The organism is Aeromonas lacus (assembly GCF_000764665.1).
GTDB lineage: Bacteria > Pseudomonadota > Gammaproteobacteria > Enterobacterales > Aeromonadaceae > Aeromonas > Aeromonas lacus.
Genome location: NZ_JRGM01000147.1, coordinates 44,942 through 59,353, shown reverse-complemented (window position 1 = coordinate 59,353; position 14,412 = coordinate 44,942). Strand labels below are relative to the sequence as shown.

The 14,412-nt window shown below is 57.6% G+C and carries 16 protein-coding genes; 14 read left to right on the top strand and 2 right to left on the bottom strand.

Annotated elements, in window-relative coordinates; genetic code table 11:
- Nucleotides 1-13 precede the first annotated feature (13 nt).
- The 7 genes from lafC to lafU all read left to right on the top strand — a co-directional run bounded on the left by lafC (nt 14) and on the right by lafU (nt 5,015).
- Nucleotides 14-406, top strand: a complete 393-nt coding sequence (gene lafC, locus LG31_RS0115855; RefSeq protein ID WP_033115401.1) for a lateral flagellar export chaperone LafC — start codon at nt 14-16, stop codon at nt 404-406.
- Between the two features lie 121 nt (nt 407-527).
- The gene (locus tag LG31_RS0115850; RefSeq protein WP_033115400.1) at nt 528-866 is read left to right on the top strand and encodes a hypothetical protein; all 339 of its coding nucleotides are present in this window, start codon (nt 528-530) and stop codon (nt 864-866) included.
- The gene (locus tag LG31_RS0115845; protein ID WP_274518922.1) at nt 863-1,951 is read left to right on the top strand and encodes a flagellar hook-length control protein FliK; all 1,089 of its coding nucleotides are present in this window, start codon (nt 863-865) and stop codon (nt 1,949-1,951) included. Before LG31_RS0115850 ends, LG31_RS0115845 begins: the two co-directional genes overlap by 4 nt.
- A 35-nt stretch (nt 1,952-1,986) precedes the next feature.
- Nucleotides 1,987-2,445 (top strand): lateral flagellar basal body-associated protein LafF, encoded by a 459-nt coding sequence (gene lafF / locus LG31_RS0115840; protein ID WP_033115535.1) that lies wholly within the window; start codon nt 1,987-1,989, stop codon nt 2,443-2,445.
- Nucleotides 2,446-2,452: 7 nt separating this feature from the next.
- On the top strand, nt 2,453-3,163 hold the full coding sequence (gene lafS / locus LG31_RS0115835) for a lateral flagellar system RNA polymerase sigma factor LafS (protein WP_033115398.1): 711 nt from the start codon (nt 2,453-2,455) through the stop codon (nt 3,161-3,163).
- A gap of 47 nt (nt 3,164-3,210) precedes the next feature.
- Complete coding sequence (gene lafT, locus LG31_RS0115830; RefSeq protein WP_033115397.1) at nt 3,211-4,068, top strand: lateral flagellar motor stator protein LafT; 858 nt, start codon at nt 3,211-3,213, stop codon at nt 4,066-4,068.
- Nucleotides 4,068-5,015 (top strand): lateral flagellar motor protein LafU, encoded by a 948-nt coding sequence (lafU, locus tag LG31_RS0115825; RefSeq protein WP_033115396.1) that lies wholly within the window; start codon nt 4,068-4,070, stop codon nt 5,013-5,015. Before lafT ends, lafU begins: the two co-directional genes overlap by 1 nt.
- Nucleotides 5,016-5,395: 380 nt before the next feature.
- On the opposite strand, the gene LG31_RS0115820 is transcribed toward lafU, so the two are convergent.
- Complete coding sequence (locus tag LG31_RS0115820; RefSeq protein WP_238567530.1) at nt 5,396-6,406, bottom strand: lytic transglycosylase domain-containing protein; 1,011 nt, start codon at nt 6,404-6,406, stop codon at nt 5,396-5,398.
- Between the two features lie 164 nt (nt 6,407-6,570).
- Complete coding sequence (locus LG31_RS21290) at nt 6,571-6,891, bottom strand: hypothetical protein (RefSeq protein ID WP_161785989.1); 321 nt, start codon at nt 6,889-6,891, stop codon at nt 6,571-6,573.
- Nucleotides 6,892-7,050: 159 nt separating this feature from the next.
- On the opposite strand from LG31_RS21290, the gene mraZ reads away from it, so the two are divergent.
- From mraZ to mraY, 7 genes are read left to right on the top strand one after another with little or no spacing between them, the layout of a single operon-like run.
- The gene (gene mraZ, locus LG31_RS0115810; RefSeq protein WP_033115394.1) at nt 7,051-7,509 is read left to right on the top strand and encodes a division/cell wall cluster transcriptional repressor MraZ; all 459 of its coding nucleotides are present in this window, start codon (nt 7,051-7,053) and stop codon (nt 7,507-7,509) included.
- A complete protein-coding gene (gene rsmH, locus LG31_RS0115805; RefSeq protein WP_033115393.1) occupies nt 7,510-8,448 on the top strand; it encodes a 16S rRNA (cytosine(1402)-N(4))-methyltransferase RsmH in 939 nt (312 codons plus the stop codon).
- 3 nt (nt 8,449-8,451) lie between these two features.
- On the top strand, nt 8,452-8,766 hold the full coding sequence (gene ftsL / locus LG31_RS0115800) for a cell division protein FtsL (protein ID WP_033115392.1): 315 nt from the start codon (nt 8,452-8,454) through the stop codon (nt 8,764-8,766).
- Nucleotides 8,763-10,517 (top strand): penicillin-binding transpeptidase domain-containing protein, encoded by a 1,755-nt coding sequence (locus LG31_RS0115795; RefSeq protein WP_033115391.1) that lies wholly within the window; start codon nt 8,763-8,765, stop codon nt 10,515-10,517. Before ftsL ends, LG31_RS0115795 begins: the two co-directional genes overlap by 4 nt.
- On the top strand, nt 10,498-11,982 hold the full coding sequence (murE, locus tag LG31_RS0115790; RefSeq protein WP_033115533.1) for a UDP-N-acetylmuramoyl-L-alanyl-D-glutamate--2,6-diaminopimelate ligase: 1,485 nt from the start codon (nt 10,498-10,500) through the stop codon (nt 11,980-11,982). Before LG31_RS0115795 ends, murE begins: the two co-directional genes overlap by 20 nt.
- Nucleotides 11,979-13,334 (top strand): UDP-N-acetylmuramoyl-tripeptide--D-alanyl-D-alanine ligase, encoded by a 1,356-nt coding sequence (locus tag LG31_RS0115785; protein WP_033115390.1) that lies wholly within the window; start codon nt 11,979-11,981, stop codon nt 13,332-13,334. The genes murE and LG31_RS0115785 overlap by 4 nt, the downstream gene beginning before the upstream one ends.
- On the top strand, nt 13,328-14,410 hold the full coding sequence (gene mraY, locus LG31_RS0115780) for a phospho-N-acetylmuramoyl-pentapeptide-transferase (protein ID WP_005341701.1): 1,083 nt from the start codon (nt 13,328-13,330) through the stop codon (nt 14,408-14,410). Before LG31_RS0115785 ends, mraY begins: the two co-directional genes overlap by 7 nt.
- Nucleotides 14,411-14,412: the final 2 nt, after the last annotated feature.

The window sequence follows — 14,412 nt, the reverse complement described above, 5'->3', positions numbered from 1 at the left end:
AAGCGAGTTTTACATGTTTGAACATCAAGATGGCTATGATGCCTACCAGTTTGCGGCAACTCAGGCCAAGGCTGCGAGTGCGGATCCACATCAGCTGGTGTTGATGCTGATGGATGGCCTGCTCGACGAAATGGCCAGAGCAGAGGGGCACATTCAAGCCCGCCAGTTTGAACGTAAAGGACAGGCAATCAGCAAGTGTCTGCAGATCCTGGGGGGGCTGGACAGCGCTCTCGACATGGAGAAGGGCGGTGAGCTCGCCAGCAACCTGCATCGTCTCTATGACTACTGTGGCCAGCGTCTGTTCGAGATCAGCGTCTCCAACGATATTGCCGGTTTTGCCGAAGTTCGGCGCATCCTGCTGGAGCTGAAAGAGGGCTGGGAAGCGATGGCGCGTCATCCGCGTTAAGGCGGAAGTCCCTCTTCCTCTTATACAGGCGGACACCGCCTGCACGCTCCGAAACACCTGAGTTCCATATATGGCCTGCTCCTTGCTAGTTGGCTGAGCTGTTTTCTTTGGGAGCAATAGCATGCCACTGATTGGGTCAACCCATCTTCCAGCCGAGCTGGATAAACGCCAGCGTCAACTGCTTGGCCTGGGCCGCCTGATTTTGCAGCAGGCTCATGCCGGTCAATGGGATGCCGTGCGTTTATCCGATAGCAAGCTGGCCAGATTTGCCGAGCTTATGGCCAAAGAGCCTGAACTGTGGGCCTCATTGTCTGCTGCGCGAGCGCAGGTTCGCAGCTGGCATCAGGAGGCACAACAGCTGTGCCGGCAAGAGGTGACCTTGCGTGAGCGTGAATGGCATGAGCTGTCCCGGAAGAGAGAGGGGTTGCAAGCGTACGGAGAGGTGCAGGAGTGGGCATGATTCAGTTTTCCGGTCTCGACGCATTGGCGATGCCAGAACAGAGCGGTTTTACCCGTCTTGCACGTCAGTCGGAGGATCAGGGGGGGCTATTTCCGCCCCTTGACCTGTTGATGGAAGAGGGGGCTCTTGCTCCTGCGACCGAAGAGATAAAGGAAGAGACGGAACAGGATGAACCGGACGAGGTCGCTGATAATGCTGCGGCTCGGCTGGACGCATTCAGTAATATGCCGCCCCCATTCCTTTTGCATGAAGCCGGCACGAGAGCGGCAATCGTCTCCTCCAACGTGGCTGCCGCCACAGCCGGCAATGTAGAGGCGGGTGAGGATGTGCAGGGGAGCGCCCCCTCTGTCTCTGCCGCCCTTCGGGCACTATCTGCGTACAAACTGTCGGAAACAGACAAGAGTCAGCCCGTCATGGAGACGCCTGTCTCTGGCAACAAGGAGCGAGTCGATCGCGCAGCTACGGATTTTTCCAGTTTTATGTTGGCTCGCCCCTCGGCGCGCAGTGATGACGCAGCCATACGTGAAAAGACGATAGCCAGCTTGCAGAGCCTGTTGGGTGTTGAGCGTGCAGGGGAACGGGAGTCCGGTGTTTCTGACCTCAAAGGTATTGTGAGCAATCAGATATCCTCGCCCGCACCGAAAGTTGCCGAGTATCAGTGGGCTCCGGTCAAACTGGCCGAAACTCAGGTGCAGTGGGGGCAGCAACTGGTCGATGTGCTCAAGGATAAGGTCGAGCTGCAGGTGAATCAGCAGATCAAGCAGGCTCATATTCGCCTAGACCCTCCCGAGCTGGGTCGACTCGAACTGACTGTTCGGGTCGAGGGTGACCGGCTCAATGTTCAACTCAATGTGACCAATCCCGCCGTTCGGGACGCGCTGATCCAGTCGATGGAGCGATTGCGCATGAGTTTGGCTCCTCACCATGCTGGTGGCGTTGAAGTCAACGTCGGGCAGGGCGGGGGACAAGGCGATGCGCAAGGAAAGTGGCAACAGGAGAAAATCCTGGCGGGCCGTCGCCAATGGCAAGATGAATTTGAAGCTGCCGGGCAGGATGAGCATGCATGGCTCAACACCCTGGTGTGATCTAAACCGGCCAAATCGAGAGTGAAATCAAAATGATGCGCCGTATCATGAAGTGGTTGATGTTGGTTGTCATGGCTCTTTGCCTGTTGCTTGTGCTTGCCTATGGCGCCTATCTCAAGCGCGATACCATTGCTGTCTGGCTAGGTCTTGAAGAGCCCAAGCCAGAGTTGAGTGCCACTCCGTTGTTCAAGCCGATGGAGCGCTTCGTCATCAGTCTGGATGGCGGGGTTGAGTCTCACTATCTGGTACTTGAGCTGGCTCTGGTGACTCACAACAAGGCGCATCTGAACACGCTGAACGAGCTGACACCACTCATCCGGAACGCCATGGTGCAGTATTTCAGTCACCGTACCCACGATGATGTGAAAAAAGAGCTGCAGAATATCACCTCTTTGCAGAGTTCCCTGCTCGCCAAACTGGTCACCACCTTGCAAGGTTACGGTTACAAGACCTACCTCGACGAAGTGCTGATCACCAAGGTTCTGGTGCAATAAGACAGATATGATCGATGTCGACTGGGATGCCCCTCACGAGTTCACTTCTTCTCCGCCACGTACCGGCGAGCAGGCCATTCTGACCCGTTATCTGCCGCTGGTTAAGCGAGCCGCCAGCCACCTGCGCAGCCAGGTTTCCGCCTGCTTTGATCAGGAGGATATGGAGCAGGTCGGCATGATGGGGTTGCTGGAGGCCTGGCGTCGTTACGGTAGCGAACCGGATGTCCAGTTTGAGAGCTATGCCTTCAAGCGGATCCGGGGCGCCATGCTCGATGAATTGCGTCGACTCGACTGGCGGCCTCGTCAACTGCGCCAGCAGGTTCATAGCCACAATCAAGTCCAGCGAGACCTGCATAACCGGTTGGGCCGGGCGCCAACCGAGCAAGAGCTTGCTGCTGCGTTGAACTGCACCATCGAAGAGGTACGCCAGCTTGCATATGCCAGCCAGGCTGAGGCTTTGCAGAGCCTTGAAGAGTGGCTGGAAAACGGTGGAAGGGCGCCAGCAACCGAATCAGATGATGTCGATATGGCCATGACCATCAGCAAGGCGCTGACCCTCCTGGACAAGCGGGAACAGCTGCTGCTCTCTCTCTACTATCAGCAGGAGCTGAATATGAAAGAGATCGCTCTGGTGCTTGGACTGACCGAGTCGCGGGTTTGCCAATTGCACAAGCAATGTGTACTTCAGCTCAAGCAGCGATTGGTCGACTCCATATAGTAGTGCCCCATGATTCGTGGGGGTGGTTGTAGAATTCGGGAGCATTCATGCAAAAACAGATTGGCATCGGCGTCATATTAATATGCGTGCTGGGTGGCTTCATGATGGCAGGTGGCAACCTTGCGGCTTTATGGCAGCCTGCCGAGCTGATCATTATTGTGGGTGCTGCTGCAGGTTCCATGTTTCTTGGCAACTCGAAAGAGGTGATGCACGAGATGTGGGCGCAATTGAAGATGTGCTTCAAGCCCAACAAGGAAGAGCGCGAGGTCTATCGCGAGTTGCTGACACTGATGCACCAGTTGCTGGAAGAAACTCGCAACAAGGGGATGAAAGCGCTGGACGAGCACATTGAAAACCCCCAGCAAAGCTCGGTGTTCCTGATGTACCCGCAAATTTCGGAAGATCCCCAGTTGCTCGGTTTTATCATCGACAACCTCCGTCTGCTGGGGATGGGCAAGATTACTCCTCATGAGCTCGATACCATCCTGGAGCAGGAGATCATGGCGATTGAGGAGGATATGCTCAAGCCTGCCCATGCACTTCACAAAACCGGCGAGGCCTGCCCCGGCTTCGGTATTTTGGCGGCTGTTATGGGGATCATTATCACCATGCAGCAACTCGATGGCCCTCTGAGCAATATCGGTGTGCATGTGGCGGCGGCGCTGGTTGGTACCTTTATCGGTATTTTCCTCTGCTACTGTCTGCTCGAGCCTATCAGCAACGCCATGGAAGAGATGGTCAAGCGCCGGGTCGGTCTGCTGATGTGCATCAAATCCATTCTGATTGCCCAGCTACGTGGCAAGACGCCTCTGCTGGCGGTCGATTCCGGCCGGAAAATTCTCGAACCTGATGTCAAACCCAGCTTCCTGGAACTGGAAGACTGGGTGACCAACAGGGCGATGTAATGCGCAACCACGAACAGATCATCGTCAAGCGCCAGCAGCGGCGTAACAGCTCCCCCAAAAGCGGCGGCGCGTGGAAAGTGGCATTTGCCGACTTTACTCTGGCCATGATGGCGTTTTTCATGGTGCTCTGGATCTTGGCGGTCTCCAACCAGGAGGAGCGGGAGATGGTTGCCAGCCGCTTGCGCGATTACAGCATCATGGATAACGAGGCCAACCCGTTTGATATTCGCAATAGCCCCTATCCGGTCGATCTGGGCGGTAATCCTTCGGTCCTGGATGAGTTGAATCCAAAATTTGATCAGCGAGGGCAGCTGACCCCTAGGCATATGGATCGCAATCAGAGCATCTTTTCTGAGGGGCCCGGCGGTGGATACGAGCAGCTGCTGGTCGGCAAGTTGGAAGGGGAGCACCAGATGAAGCAGCTTGCCGGGTTTATCGGTAATCTTGCTGAGCAGATGCAGGCCAAGAACAATCTGGAGATTCAGATTGTGCCGCAAGGTTTGCGCATCCTGATCCGTGATGACGCCGATCGCGAAATGTATAGCCGCGGCAGTGCCCGCATTAGCCCCTTCTTTCGTCATATGCTGATGGCGCTCGCCCCGATTTTTCAGCGGGTAGAAAACCGGGTCATGATCTCGGGTCATACCGACAGCACCCCTTTCGCGGGTGAAAACTACAGCAACTGGGAGCTTTCATCGGATCGCGCCATGATGGCGAGACGGGTGTTGCTGGCGGGGGGCATGCCGCCAGAGCGTATTGCCCAGGTAGTGGCCATGTCTGACACCATGCTGGAAGATAGCGAAAATCCGCAGGGTAGCCGGAACCGTCGTATCGAGTTGCTGATTATGACGACCAGAGCGGAACAGAATCTGGAGCAGCTGTTCAGTGCCGAGACCAAAGCGGCTGCCACTCAAGCCAAGGAAAAGACAGTTAATGGACGCCCCTGAAACAGAGTTTCTGTTCCATACCGCACACAATGATCCGAGAAGAAAGGTGCCTCGCTGGTATCTCCATGATGGCGCAACACCCTTCGAATCGCAGAGTTGTGGTATTGCAGCTCGCCTGCTGATATCCGGTTTGCTGTTTGACAAGAGCATTGGCCGGGCCGTCATCAAGGATATCGGGCCGGGTGGGGTAGGCTTTCTTGCTCCTGCCCGATTCATTTTGCCCGAGACAGTAACCCTTTCTCTGTTGCCACGCATTACACTGACATGCCGCATTACCCATCGCCGTCCTATTGGCCAGCACCTCTGTTTTTATGGGGCTCGCTGGTCATATCCGGAGCAAATTGACCTTGCGCCGGTATTGAGCCATTGGCGGCACAGCTTCAGGGTACCGCAATCAACGGGCGTTTCAGAGTCATTCCAAGAGGATCTGGCTGACGTTCCAACCTGAGCTCACCACGGCTCATATCAAGACCTCTGGCTGTCTTCAGCAGCAGCGGGTCATGCAGGCTCTCCAGTGACACGGCTTTGAAGATGAGCTTGCCGCTGCCCCGCTGTTGTGTCGTGACCGGGGCTTTTGCTTTGCTGTAAACAACCGGGCAATTGGTTATTCCCGCCGGTACCGGGAGCTGCCATGCCGGATTCCAGCGGCTGGCCTCATTCATGGACACACCTTTGGCCTGAGCCCAGGCAGGCAGCGAACAGCCTTCCGGATTGCGAAAAACCTTCAGGTCGTTGCCACTCTGCCATGGCGGCAACTGGAAGTGGTGGGTAGTTGCCATGTCGAGCACTCTGGCAAGGGCAATAAAGCGGGCAACGTAAACTCGGGTTTCCGTCGGCAGATCCAGAGCCCAGATATTTCGGGTGCCGGCTTTCAACACTGCATTCAGCACTCGCCCTTCTCCAGCGTTATAAGCGGCCAGCGCCAACAACCAGTCCCCCCCAAAGAAACGAGAGAGCCAGCCAAGGTAAGTCAGAGCTGCCTCGGTTGCCAATGGCAGTGAATAACGGCCATCGAATGAACTATTGATAGGCACGGCAAAGCGCTTGGCCGTATCGGGCATGAGTTGCCAGGGGCCTGCTGCGCCAGCGGCAGAGACAACATCGAGGCGGTAGCTGCTTTCCAGCAAGGGGACAAAAGCCAGCAGGGGCGGAAGTTTGCGTTCCTGCACCTGTTCCGAGATCCAGCGGATGATGGGTTGGGTTTCGGCAAGGCGCTGTTGCAGATAGGGGCGCTGGGCAAGCAGAAAGGCTTGCTGTTGATTAACCAGTTCGGCCCCCTCTCCACGTATCGGGAGAGGGAAGCCGGTTTGCCATTGATAATTGTGATAGGCGTGACAAGATGTGGATGTTATTAACATCACGCTTAGTAAAAAGAAAATGAACCTGGTCATTGTGAATTCGTTGAACAAGGATTGCACAATAATAAAAACATCATGTATCTCAACAGTTTTCTGAATTTAGGGTCGTCTCATCATGTGTAATCCAGGACGTGGCAAGCATGATAACACGAGTAAAAAAGAGCCCAAATGCGGGTAAAGCAATCCAGAAGTTTTTGCTATATCTGATCCTCGCCAATTTTATTCTCATGGGGCTTTACATCGCGTTTGCCCAAGAGCTGACGTTTGCCGTCAATATCCTGCTGACCGCGCTGCTGATAATTTACAACCTGCTGCTTTGTCATCTGGTCTCTTTGCGCGCTCGCCGTTCCAAAGATGGCTATATCATCTATCCGGTGATCTGCGTCAGTATTTTGCTCTGCGCCGTTGTGCTGTTCCGTTTCATCATCTCTCCCAGATAGTAACTGCTCACCCACAGCTTTTTTATTAATCGTATTTTCTTTCGCCACAAATAACTTGTGGAAAATCAACCCACTCAATCCGTAACCCGCAAATGCTGCGTCAATATGTTCCCTCTGGCCGATCTCCTTGCTTGAAAAGCCCCCTCCACGTCCTTAAACTTCAAGGTGGGGAAAAGTGGATCAAAGTGGTTTTAAAAGGGGCGATTCGCCCACTTACTCACCTTCAGGGACAGAAATTTGTTGCGTGGCGCTCACGCCATCAGCCTGGACAGCAAAGGGCGACTGGCGATTCCGACCAAGTTTCGTGACTGGCTGCGCGATGAAAGCGACGGCCAGCTGGTCTGCACCATCGATATTGCCCACCCCTGTCTGCTGCTTTACCCCCTGAACGAGTGGGAAGAGGTCGAGCGCAAGCTCAAGACCCTTTCCAGCATGAATCCCGCCGAACGCCGCTTGCAGCGGCTGTTGCTCGGGCATGCGACCGAATGCGAGCTGGATGGCAATGGCCGTCTGCTGCTCAGCCAGCCACTGCGTAACCATGCGGGGCTGGATAAGAAGATCATGCTGGTGGGCCAGCTCAACAAATTTGAGCTGTGGGATGAAGCCCGCTGGCAGCAACAGGTCAATGACGACATCTTGGGTCTGCCCGGGGACGATTGGGCAAGCTCACCACGACTACAGGATTTCTCTTTATAAATGACCCAAGCCGCTGAACACATCACAGTGCTGCTGCACGAAGCCGTCGAAGGTCTGGCCATCAAGCCGGACGGTGTCTACGTCGACGGTACTTTTGGCCGTGGTGGTCATTCTCGTCTGATCCTGCAACACCTTGGCCCTAACGGCCGCTTGATCGCCATTGATCGCGATCCGCAGGCGATCGCAGAAGCCGCCAAGATCCAGGATCCTCGTTTCGAGATCGTCCATGGCCCCTTCTCCGGTATTACCAGCTATCTGAGCGAGCGCGGTTTGCTGGGCAAGGTGGATGGTTTTCTGCTCGATCTGGGGGTTTCATCTCCCCAGCTGGACGATGCCGAGCGTGGCTTCAGCTTTATGAAAGACGGTCCGCTCGATATGCGGATGGACCCCACTTCCGGTCAGAGCGCCGCCGAGTGGCTGGCCAAGGCTGATGTGGACGATATCGCTTGGGTATTGAAGACCTTCGGTGAGGAGCGTTTTGCCAAGAAGATTGCTCGCGCTATAGTCCACGATCGCGTTACCGAGCCTTACGTGCGTACCCGCCAGTTGGCCGAGATGATTGCCCGGGTCAATCCGAGCAAGGAGAAGGGCAAGCATGCGGCGACCCGCAGCTTCCAGGCTATCCGCATCTACATCAACAGCGAGCTGGACGAGATCGAAACTGCGCTCAACGGTGCGCTGGAGGTGCTGGCTCCTCACGGTCGTCTGTCGGTGATCAGTTTCCATTCGCTGGAAGACCGCTTGGTGAAGCATTTTATTCGCAAGCACGAGAAGGGGCCGGAAGTACCCTACGGCATTCCGTTGACCGAGGCCCAGCTGGCTGGCGGTCGCAAATTGAAGTCGGTCGGCAAGGCCCTCAAGCCTTCTGATCATGAAGTGTCGGAAAACACCCGGTCGCGCAGCTCCGTGCTGCGGGTCGCCGAGCGTCTGGCGGAGTAAGCGATGAGCGAAGTGCGTGTCCACCTTGCCAAGGAGATCGTTGCGGATCTCTGGCGGCACAAGCTGCAGATCCTGCTGTCGGTCGCCGTGCTGGTGACTGCATTTGCCGTGATTTTGGTGACCAACATGACGCGCGGCCTTACTGCCCAACAGAACGACCTGATGGCCGAAGAGGATCGCCTCAATATCGAATGGCGTCACCTCCTGCTGGAGCAGGGCACCCTGGCGGAACATTCCCGGGTAGCCACTCTGGCGATGGACAAGTTACAAATGGGTCGCCCTCTGGTGACCACCGAGAAGGTAATTACCCTGCCATGAAACGCAAGGCTACAGCCAAAGCTGCCAAAGCGAACGTCAAAGCGCCCTCGATCTATCCGTGGCGCTTTCGCACGCTGGTCGTGTTCATCGGCATCGCATTTGTTGGGCTGATCCTGCGCTTGGCTTGGATCCAGGTGATCAACCCTGACCGCCTGCGCCAGGAGGGGGACATGCGCTCCCTGCGTACCACCTCCACCCAGGCGGTGCGCGGCATGATCACCGATCGCAACGGTGAACAGCTGGCAGTATCCGTGCCGGTCGAAGCGGTCTGGGCAGACCCCAAGACGGTGCACGAGTCTGGCGCGATTCACAACGAGCGAGCCTGGATGGCGCTCTCTGCCGTGCTCAAGATCGACATCAATACCCTCAAACAACGGATCGCCAATCCCAGCAAGCGTTTTGTCTATCTGCAGCGTCAGGTAACCCCTGCCGTTTCGGAATATATCAAGGGGCTCAAGTTGGGTGGTGTCTATCTGCGTCCCGAGTCGCGCCGTTTCTATCCGACCGGCGAGATCAGTGCCCATCTGGTTGGGGTGACCAACATCGATGGCCACGGTATCGAAGGTATCGAGCGCAGCTATGACGAGTGGCTGACCGCAACACCGGGCGAGATGCGGGTGCGCAAGGATCGTCAGGGACGGGTCATCGAACGCCTTGGCATCGTCAAGGAGGGCAAGAACGCCAACGATCTGCAGCTCAGTATCGATCAACGGGTACAGGCGCTGGCTTATCGTGCGCTCAAGCGGGCCACCGACGAGAACAAGGCGACATCCGGCTCCATGGTGATGCTGGATATCAAGACCGGCGAAGTACTCGCCATGGTCAACACCCCCTCCTACAACCCGAACAACCGCGGTCAGTATCAGAGCTTCCGGGTGCGCAACCGGGTGGTCACCGATACCTACGAGCCGGGCTCCACTGTCAAACCATTGATTTTGCTCAGTGCCTTGCAAGCCGGTGTCACCAGCTGGAAAGACTTCATTCAGGGCGGGCCGCTCTTTATCGGCGCCAAGCAGATCAAGGACGTCAGTATCCACCGGGCGACCAACCTCTACGACATTCTGCGCTACTCCTCCAACATCGGTATGTCGCGCATCGCGCTGCGGATGCCGGCGCAGGAGATGATCAACACCCTCAGCATGTTCGGCTTCGGCATGGATACCGGTAGCGGCCTGATGGGCGAGAGCAGCGGCATGCTGCCCCAGCGTCGCCGCTGGTCCGATATCGAGCGGGCGACCCTCTCGTTTGGTTATGGTCTGCGGGTTACCCCGCTGCAACTGGCTTCCGCCTACGCCACCCTGGCCAACAAGGGCAAGCGGGTGCCCATCTCCATCGTCAAGGTCACCACGCCGCCCAAGGGCGAGCAGGTGATCGACCACAACAACGCCTCCGCCATGCTGCAGGCGCTGGAATACGTGGTCGACAACGCCATTCCCAAGGCCAAGATCCCGGGCTACCGGGTAGGCGGCAAGAGTGGTACCGCCAAGGTCGCCGTTGCAGGTGGCTATGGCAAGGATTACATGGCCTGGTTTGCCGGCTTCGCCCCGGCCAGTGATCCCCGTTTTGTCATGGTGGTGGTAATCAACGAGCCAAAGGGCAGCGCCTACTATGGTGGCGCCGTGGCGACCCCACCGTTTGCAGAGGCCATGGGCGGGGTGCTGCAACTCTTCAATATTCGTCCGGATGCGGTACCCCCTTCGGTACCCACCAAACTCGCCAGTACGGAGGCTCCTGTTGCACCGCGCACTTGATTCATTACTGCGCCCCTTCTGCATTACGGCGCCGGCGCTTGCCCTGACCGATATCCAGCTGGATAGCCGGCGGGTCGGCCCCGGCTCTCTCTTCGTGGCCATTCGCGGCCATCAGGTGGACGGCAGACGGTTTATCGAACAGGCGGTGGCTCAGGGAGCGACCGCTGTTGTGTTTGAGGAGGACGGTGAATTTATCGCGCCAGCGGTTTCCGTTCCCTGCATCGGAATGCGCGATTTGCCAGTACATCTCTCCGCCCTCGCAGGTTATTTCTACGATCAGCCAGCCACAAAACTGGAGCTGGTGGGGATCACGGGGACCAACGGCAAGAGCACCACTGCGCTGCTGGTCGCCAACTGGCGTACCCTGCTGGGTGGCAAGGCTGGCGTGATGGGTACCATCGGCAACGGTCTGTTTGGCAATCTGATCGAAGCGGAAAACACCACTGGCAGCGCTGTTCAGGTGCAAGCCAATCTGGCCGCCCTGCAAGAGCAGGGGGCGGATCTGGTGGCGATGGAGGTCTCCAGCCACGGTCTGGTGCAACATCGGGTTGCAGCCTTGCCGTTTGCTGCTGCGGTCTTCACCAACCTGAGTCGGGATCACCTCGACTACCACGGCACCATGGAGGCCTATGGGGCCGCCAAGGAGCAACTGTTGCAGCTGGTCGACGAAGCGAACGCAGTGATCAACCGCGATGACGAGCTGGGTGCCAAGTGGCTCGAAAAATACCCCTCAGCGGTGGCGCTCAGCGTTAATGGCCCGATTGAAAACCATTCCGGCCGTCAGTTAACGGCGCAGCAACTCGATTTTCACCAGCAAGGTTTTCGCGCGCAGATTAACTCCAGCTGGGGGAATGGTGTATTATCCGCCCCCTTGCTCGGGCGCTTCAACGTCAGCAATGTGCTGGCTGCGATGGGAGTCATGCTGGTGCTCGGCTATCACTTCGACGAGCTGCTGGCAACTGCTCCGAAATTGCAGCCGGTGACCGGTCGCATGGAGTGCTTTGGTGGTGGTGAGGCGCCCCTTGCCGTGGTCGACTATGCCCACACTCCGGACGCGCTGGACAAGGCGCTGCAGGCACTGCGCGTGCACTGCAAAGGCCAGCTCTGGTGTCTGGTTGGCTGTGGTGGCGACCGAGATCGCGGCAAGCGCCCCATGATGGCAGCCATGGCTGAACAGTATGCGGATCGCGTGATCCTGACCGACGACAATCCCCGTACCGAGGAGCCGGCCCGGATCATGGCCGACATGGTGGCGGGTCTTCGCGATCCTGCTGCGGTGCAGGTCGAGCACGATCGGGTCAAGGCGATCAACCTGGCCATCCGTCAGGCGAGCAAACAGGACATCATTCTGGTGGCCGGTAAAGGTCACGAGGATTATCAAATTATTGGAACCGACAAGCGGCACTATAGCGACCGGGAAACCGTCGCCGCCGCTTTGCACACATTAATGGAGTCATTCAAATGATGACCCTCAGGCTTGCCGACCTGGCGCAGGTGCTCGATGCCCGTCTGATTGGTGAAGATGGCGAGATTACTGCGGTCAGCACCGATACCCGTACTCTGGGTACTGGCGCTCTGTTTGTTGCACTGCGCGGCGAGCGCTTCGATGCCCACGATTTTTGCGATCAGGCGCTGGCGGCGGGGGCCTCTGCCCTGCTGGTCGAGCGTGAACTGCCGCTGGCCATTCCCCAACTGGTGGTAGCCGATACCCTCAAGGGGTTGGGCCGTCTCGGCAAGCTGGTGCGTGAGCGCATTAACCCGAAAGTGCTGGCTATCACTGGCAGCTGCGGCAAGACCACGGTGAAGGAGATGGCCACCGCCATCCTGCGCAATGAAGGGGAAGTGCTGGCCACCGCTGGCAACTTCAACAATGAGGTGGGCGTGCCGCTCACCCTGCTGCGCCTCGAACCGCAACACAAGTTTGCGGTGATGGAGCTGGGTGCCAATCACCCGGGCGAGATCGCCTGGACTACCTCGCTGGCCAAACCGGATGCCGCCATCATCAACAACGTGGCTGCGGCTCATCTGGAGGGTTTTGGCTCGCTGGAAGGGGTGTTCCACGCCAAGAGCGAGATTTTTGAGGGCTTGAGCGAAGGCGGCAGCGCCATCGTCAACGCCGACAACGAATTCTGGCCTAAGTGGCGTGAGCGTGGCATTCGCTGCGCCTTCTCCATCGAAGATCAGAGCCAGCCGTTCCATGCTCGCGATGTGATTCTCAACGCTCAGGGTTGTGCCGAGTTCGTTATGGTGACCCCGCAGGGCGAGGTGAGCCTGACTCTGGCGATCCCCGGCCGCCATAACGTGGCCAATGCGCTGGCTGCTGCTGCCGGCACCCTGGCGCTCGGTGCTTCTCTGGCCTCGGTCAAAGCCGGTCTGGAGCAGATGGCTCCGGTCAAGGGACGCTTCTGCGTTCAGCGCTGGGGCGGTCTGACCCTGGTGGACGATACCTACAATGCCAGCGTGGAGTCCGTGCTGGCGGGCATCGATGCGTTGACCGCCATGAGCGGCTTCAAGGTGCTGGTGTTCGGTGACATGCGGGAACTGGGTGAAGAGTCTGCCGAGCAACATGCCCGGGTTGGCCATCATGCCCGCGAGTGCGGTCTGGATGCCGTTCTGACAGTGGGGGAAGAGAGTCGCCATACCGCAGATGCCGCGGCTGGCCGACATTTCGATAACAAGGCGTCGTTGTTTGAAGTGCTTGCGCAAATGATTAATACACATCAGGAAATTTCGATTCTGGTCAAAGGGGCCCGTGGCTCCCGCATGGAAGATATCGTCAAGATGGTCGTCGACCATCAGGAGTCAGCGGCATGCTAGTCTGGCTGGCTGAACTGCTTACTCCGCACTTCACCTTCTTCAACGTCTTCTCCTACCTGACGTTTCGCGCCATCCTGTCGATCATTACCGGTCTGGGTGTTGCGCTCTGGATGGGGCCTCGCCTGATCCGTCGCCTGCAGATCCTGAAGTTCGGTCAGGTGATCCGCAACGATGGTCCCGAGTCTCACCTCAGCAAGCGAGGTACCCCGACCATGGGGGGCCTGATGATCATTGCCGCCATCTTCACCTCCGTGCTGCTCTGGTGCCGTCTCGACAACCCCTATGTCTGGCTGGTGCTGTTTGTGCTGGGCGCCTACGGTGCCATCGGCTTTGCCGACGACTACCTCAAGGTGGTGCGCAAGAACACTGACGGTCTGATCGCTCGCTGGAAGTACTTCTGGCAATCTGCCGTTGCGCTGGGAGTGGCGGTATTCCTCTATGCTACTGCCACTCACGACGGTCAGACCCAGCTGGTGGTGCCCTTCCTCAAGGATGTGATGCCGCAACTCGGCCTGATGTTCATCCTGCTGACCTACTTTGTCATCGTCGGTACCTCCAACGCGGTCAACCTGACCGATGGTCTGGATGGCTTGGCCATAATGCCGACCGTGATGGTTGCTGGCGGCTTTGCGTTTATCGCCTGGGCAACCGGTAACGTCAACTTCGCCAGCTACCTGCATATTCCTTATGTTCCCTATACCTCCGAGCTGGTGATCGTCTGTACCGCCATCGTCGGTGCGGGTCTGGGCTTCCTCTGGTTCAACACCTATCCGGCACAGGTCTTCATGGGCGATGTTGGCTCGCTGGCGCTGGGTGGCGCGCTCGGTACCATTGCCGTGCTGGTTCGTCAGGAGTTTCTGCTGGTGATCATGGGCGGGGTCTTCGTGATGGAGACCGTTTCGGTGATCCTGCAGGTGGGTTCCTATAAGCTGCGCGGCGTGCGGATCTTCCGCATGGCGCCGATCCATCACCACTACGAGAAGAAGGGCTGGCCGGAGCCGCGCGTTATCGTGCGCTTCTGGATCATCACCCTCGTGCTGGTGCTGCTGGGTCTTGCCACCCTGAAGGTGAGGTAAGG

Coding starts and splice junctions, on each gene's coding strand:
- lafC (WP_033115401.1), top strand. CDS start 14: ATGTTTGAACATCAAGATGGCTATGATGCCTACCAGTTTGCGGCAACT.
- LG31_RS0115850 (WP_033115400.1), top strand. CDS start 528: ATGCCACTGATTGGGTCAACCCATCTTCCAGCCGAGCTGGATAAACGC.
- LG31_RS0115845 (WP_274518922.1), top strand. CDS start 863: ATGATTCAGTTTTCCGGTCTCGACGCATTGGCGATGCCAGAACAGAGC.
- lafF (WP_033115535.1), top strand. CDS start 1,987: ATGCGCCGTATCATGAAGTGGTTGATGTTGGTTGTCATGGCTCTTTGC.
- lafS (WP_033115398.1), top strand. CDS start 2,453: ATGATCGATGTCGACTGGGATGCCCCTCACGAGTTCACTTCTTCTCCG.
- lafT (WP_033115397.1), top strand. CDS start 3,211: ATGCAAAAACAGATTGGCATCGGCGTCATATTAATATGCGTGCTGGGT.
- lafU (WP_033115396.1), top strand. CDS start 4,068: ATGCGCAACCACGAACAGATCATCGTCAAGCGCCAGCAGCGGCGTAAC.
- LG31_RS0115820 (WP_238567530.1), bottom strand. CDS start 6,406: ATGACCAGGTTCATTTTCTTTTTACTAAGCGTGATGTTAATAACATCC.
- rsmH (WP_033115393.1), top strand. CDS start 7,510: ATGACCCAAGCCGCTGAACACATCACAGTGCTGCTGCACGAAGCCGTC.
- ftsL (WP_033115392.1), top strand. CDS start 8,452: ATGAGCGAAGTGCGTGTCCACCTTGCCAAGGAGATCGTTGCGGATCTC.
- LG31_RS0115795 (WP_033115391.1), top strand. CDS start 8,763: ATGAAACGCAAGGCTACAGCCAAAGCTGCCAAAGCGAACGTCAAAGCG.
- LG31_RS0115785 (WP_033115390.1), top strand. CDS start 11,979: ATGATGACCCTCAGGCTTGCCGACCTGGCGCAGGTGCTCGATGCCCGT.
- mraY (WP_005341701.1), top strand. CDS start 13,328: ATGCTAGTCTGGCTGGCTGAACTGCTTACTCCGCACTTCACCTTCTTC.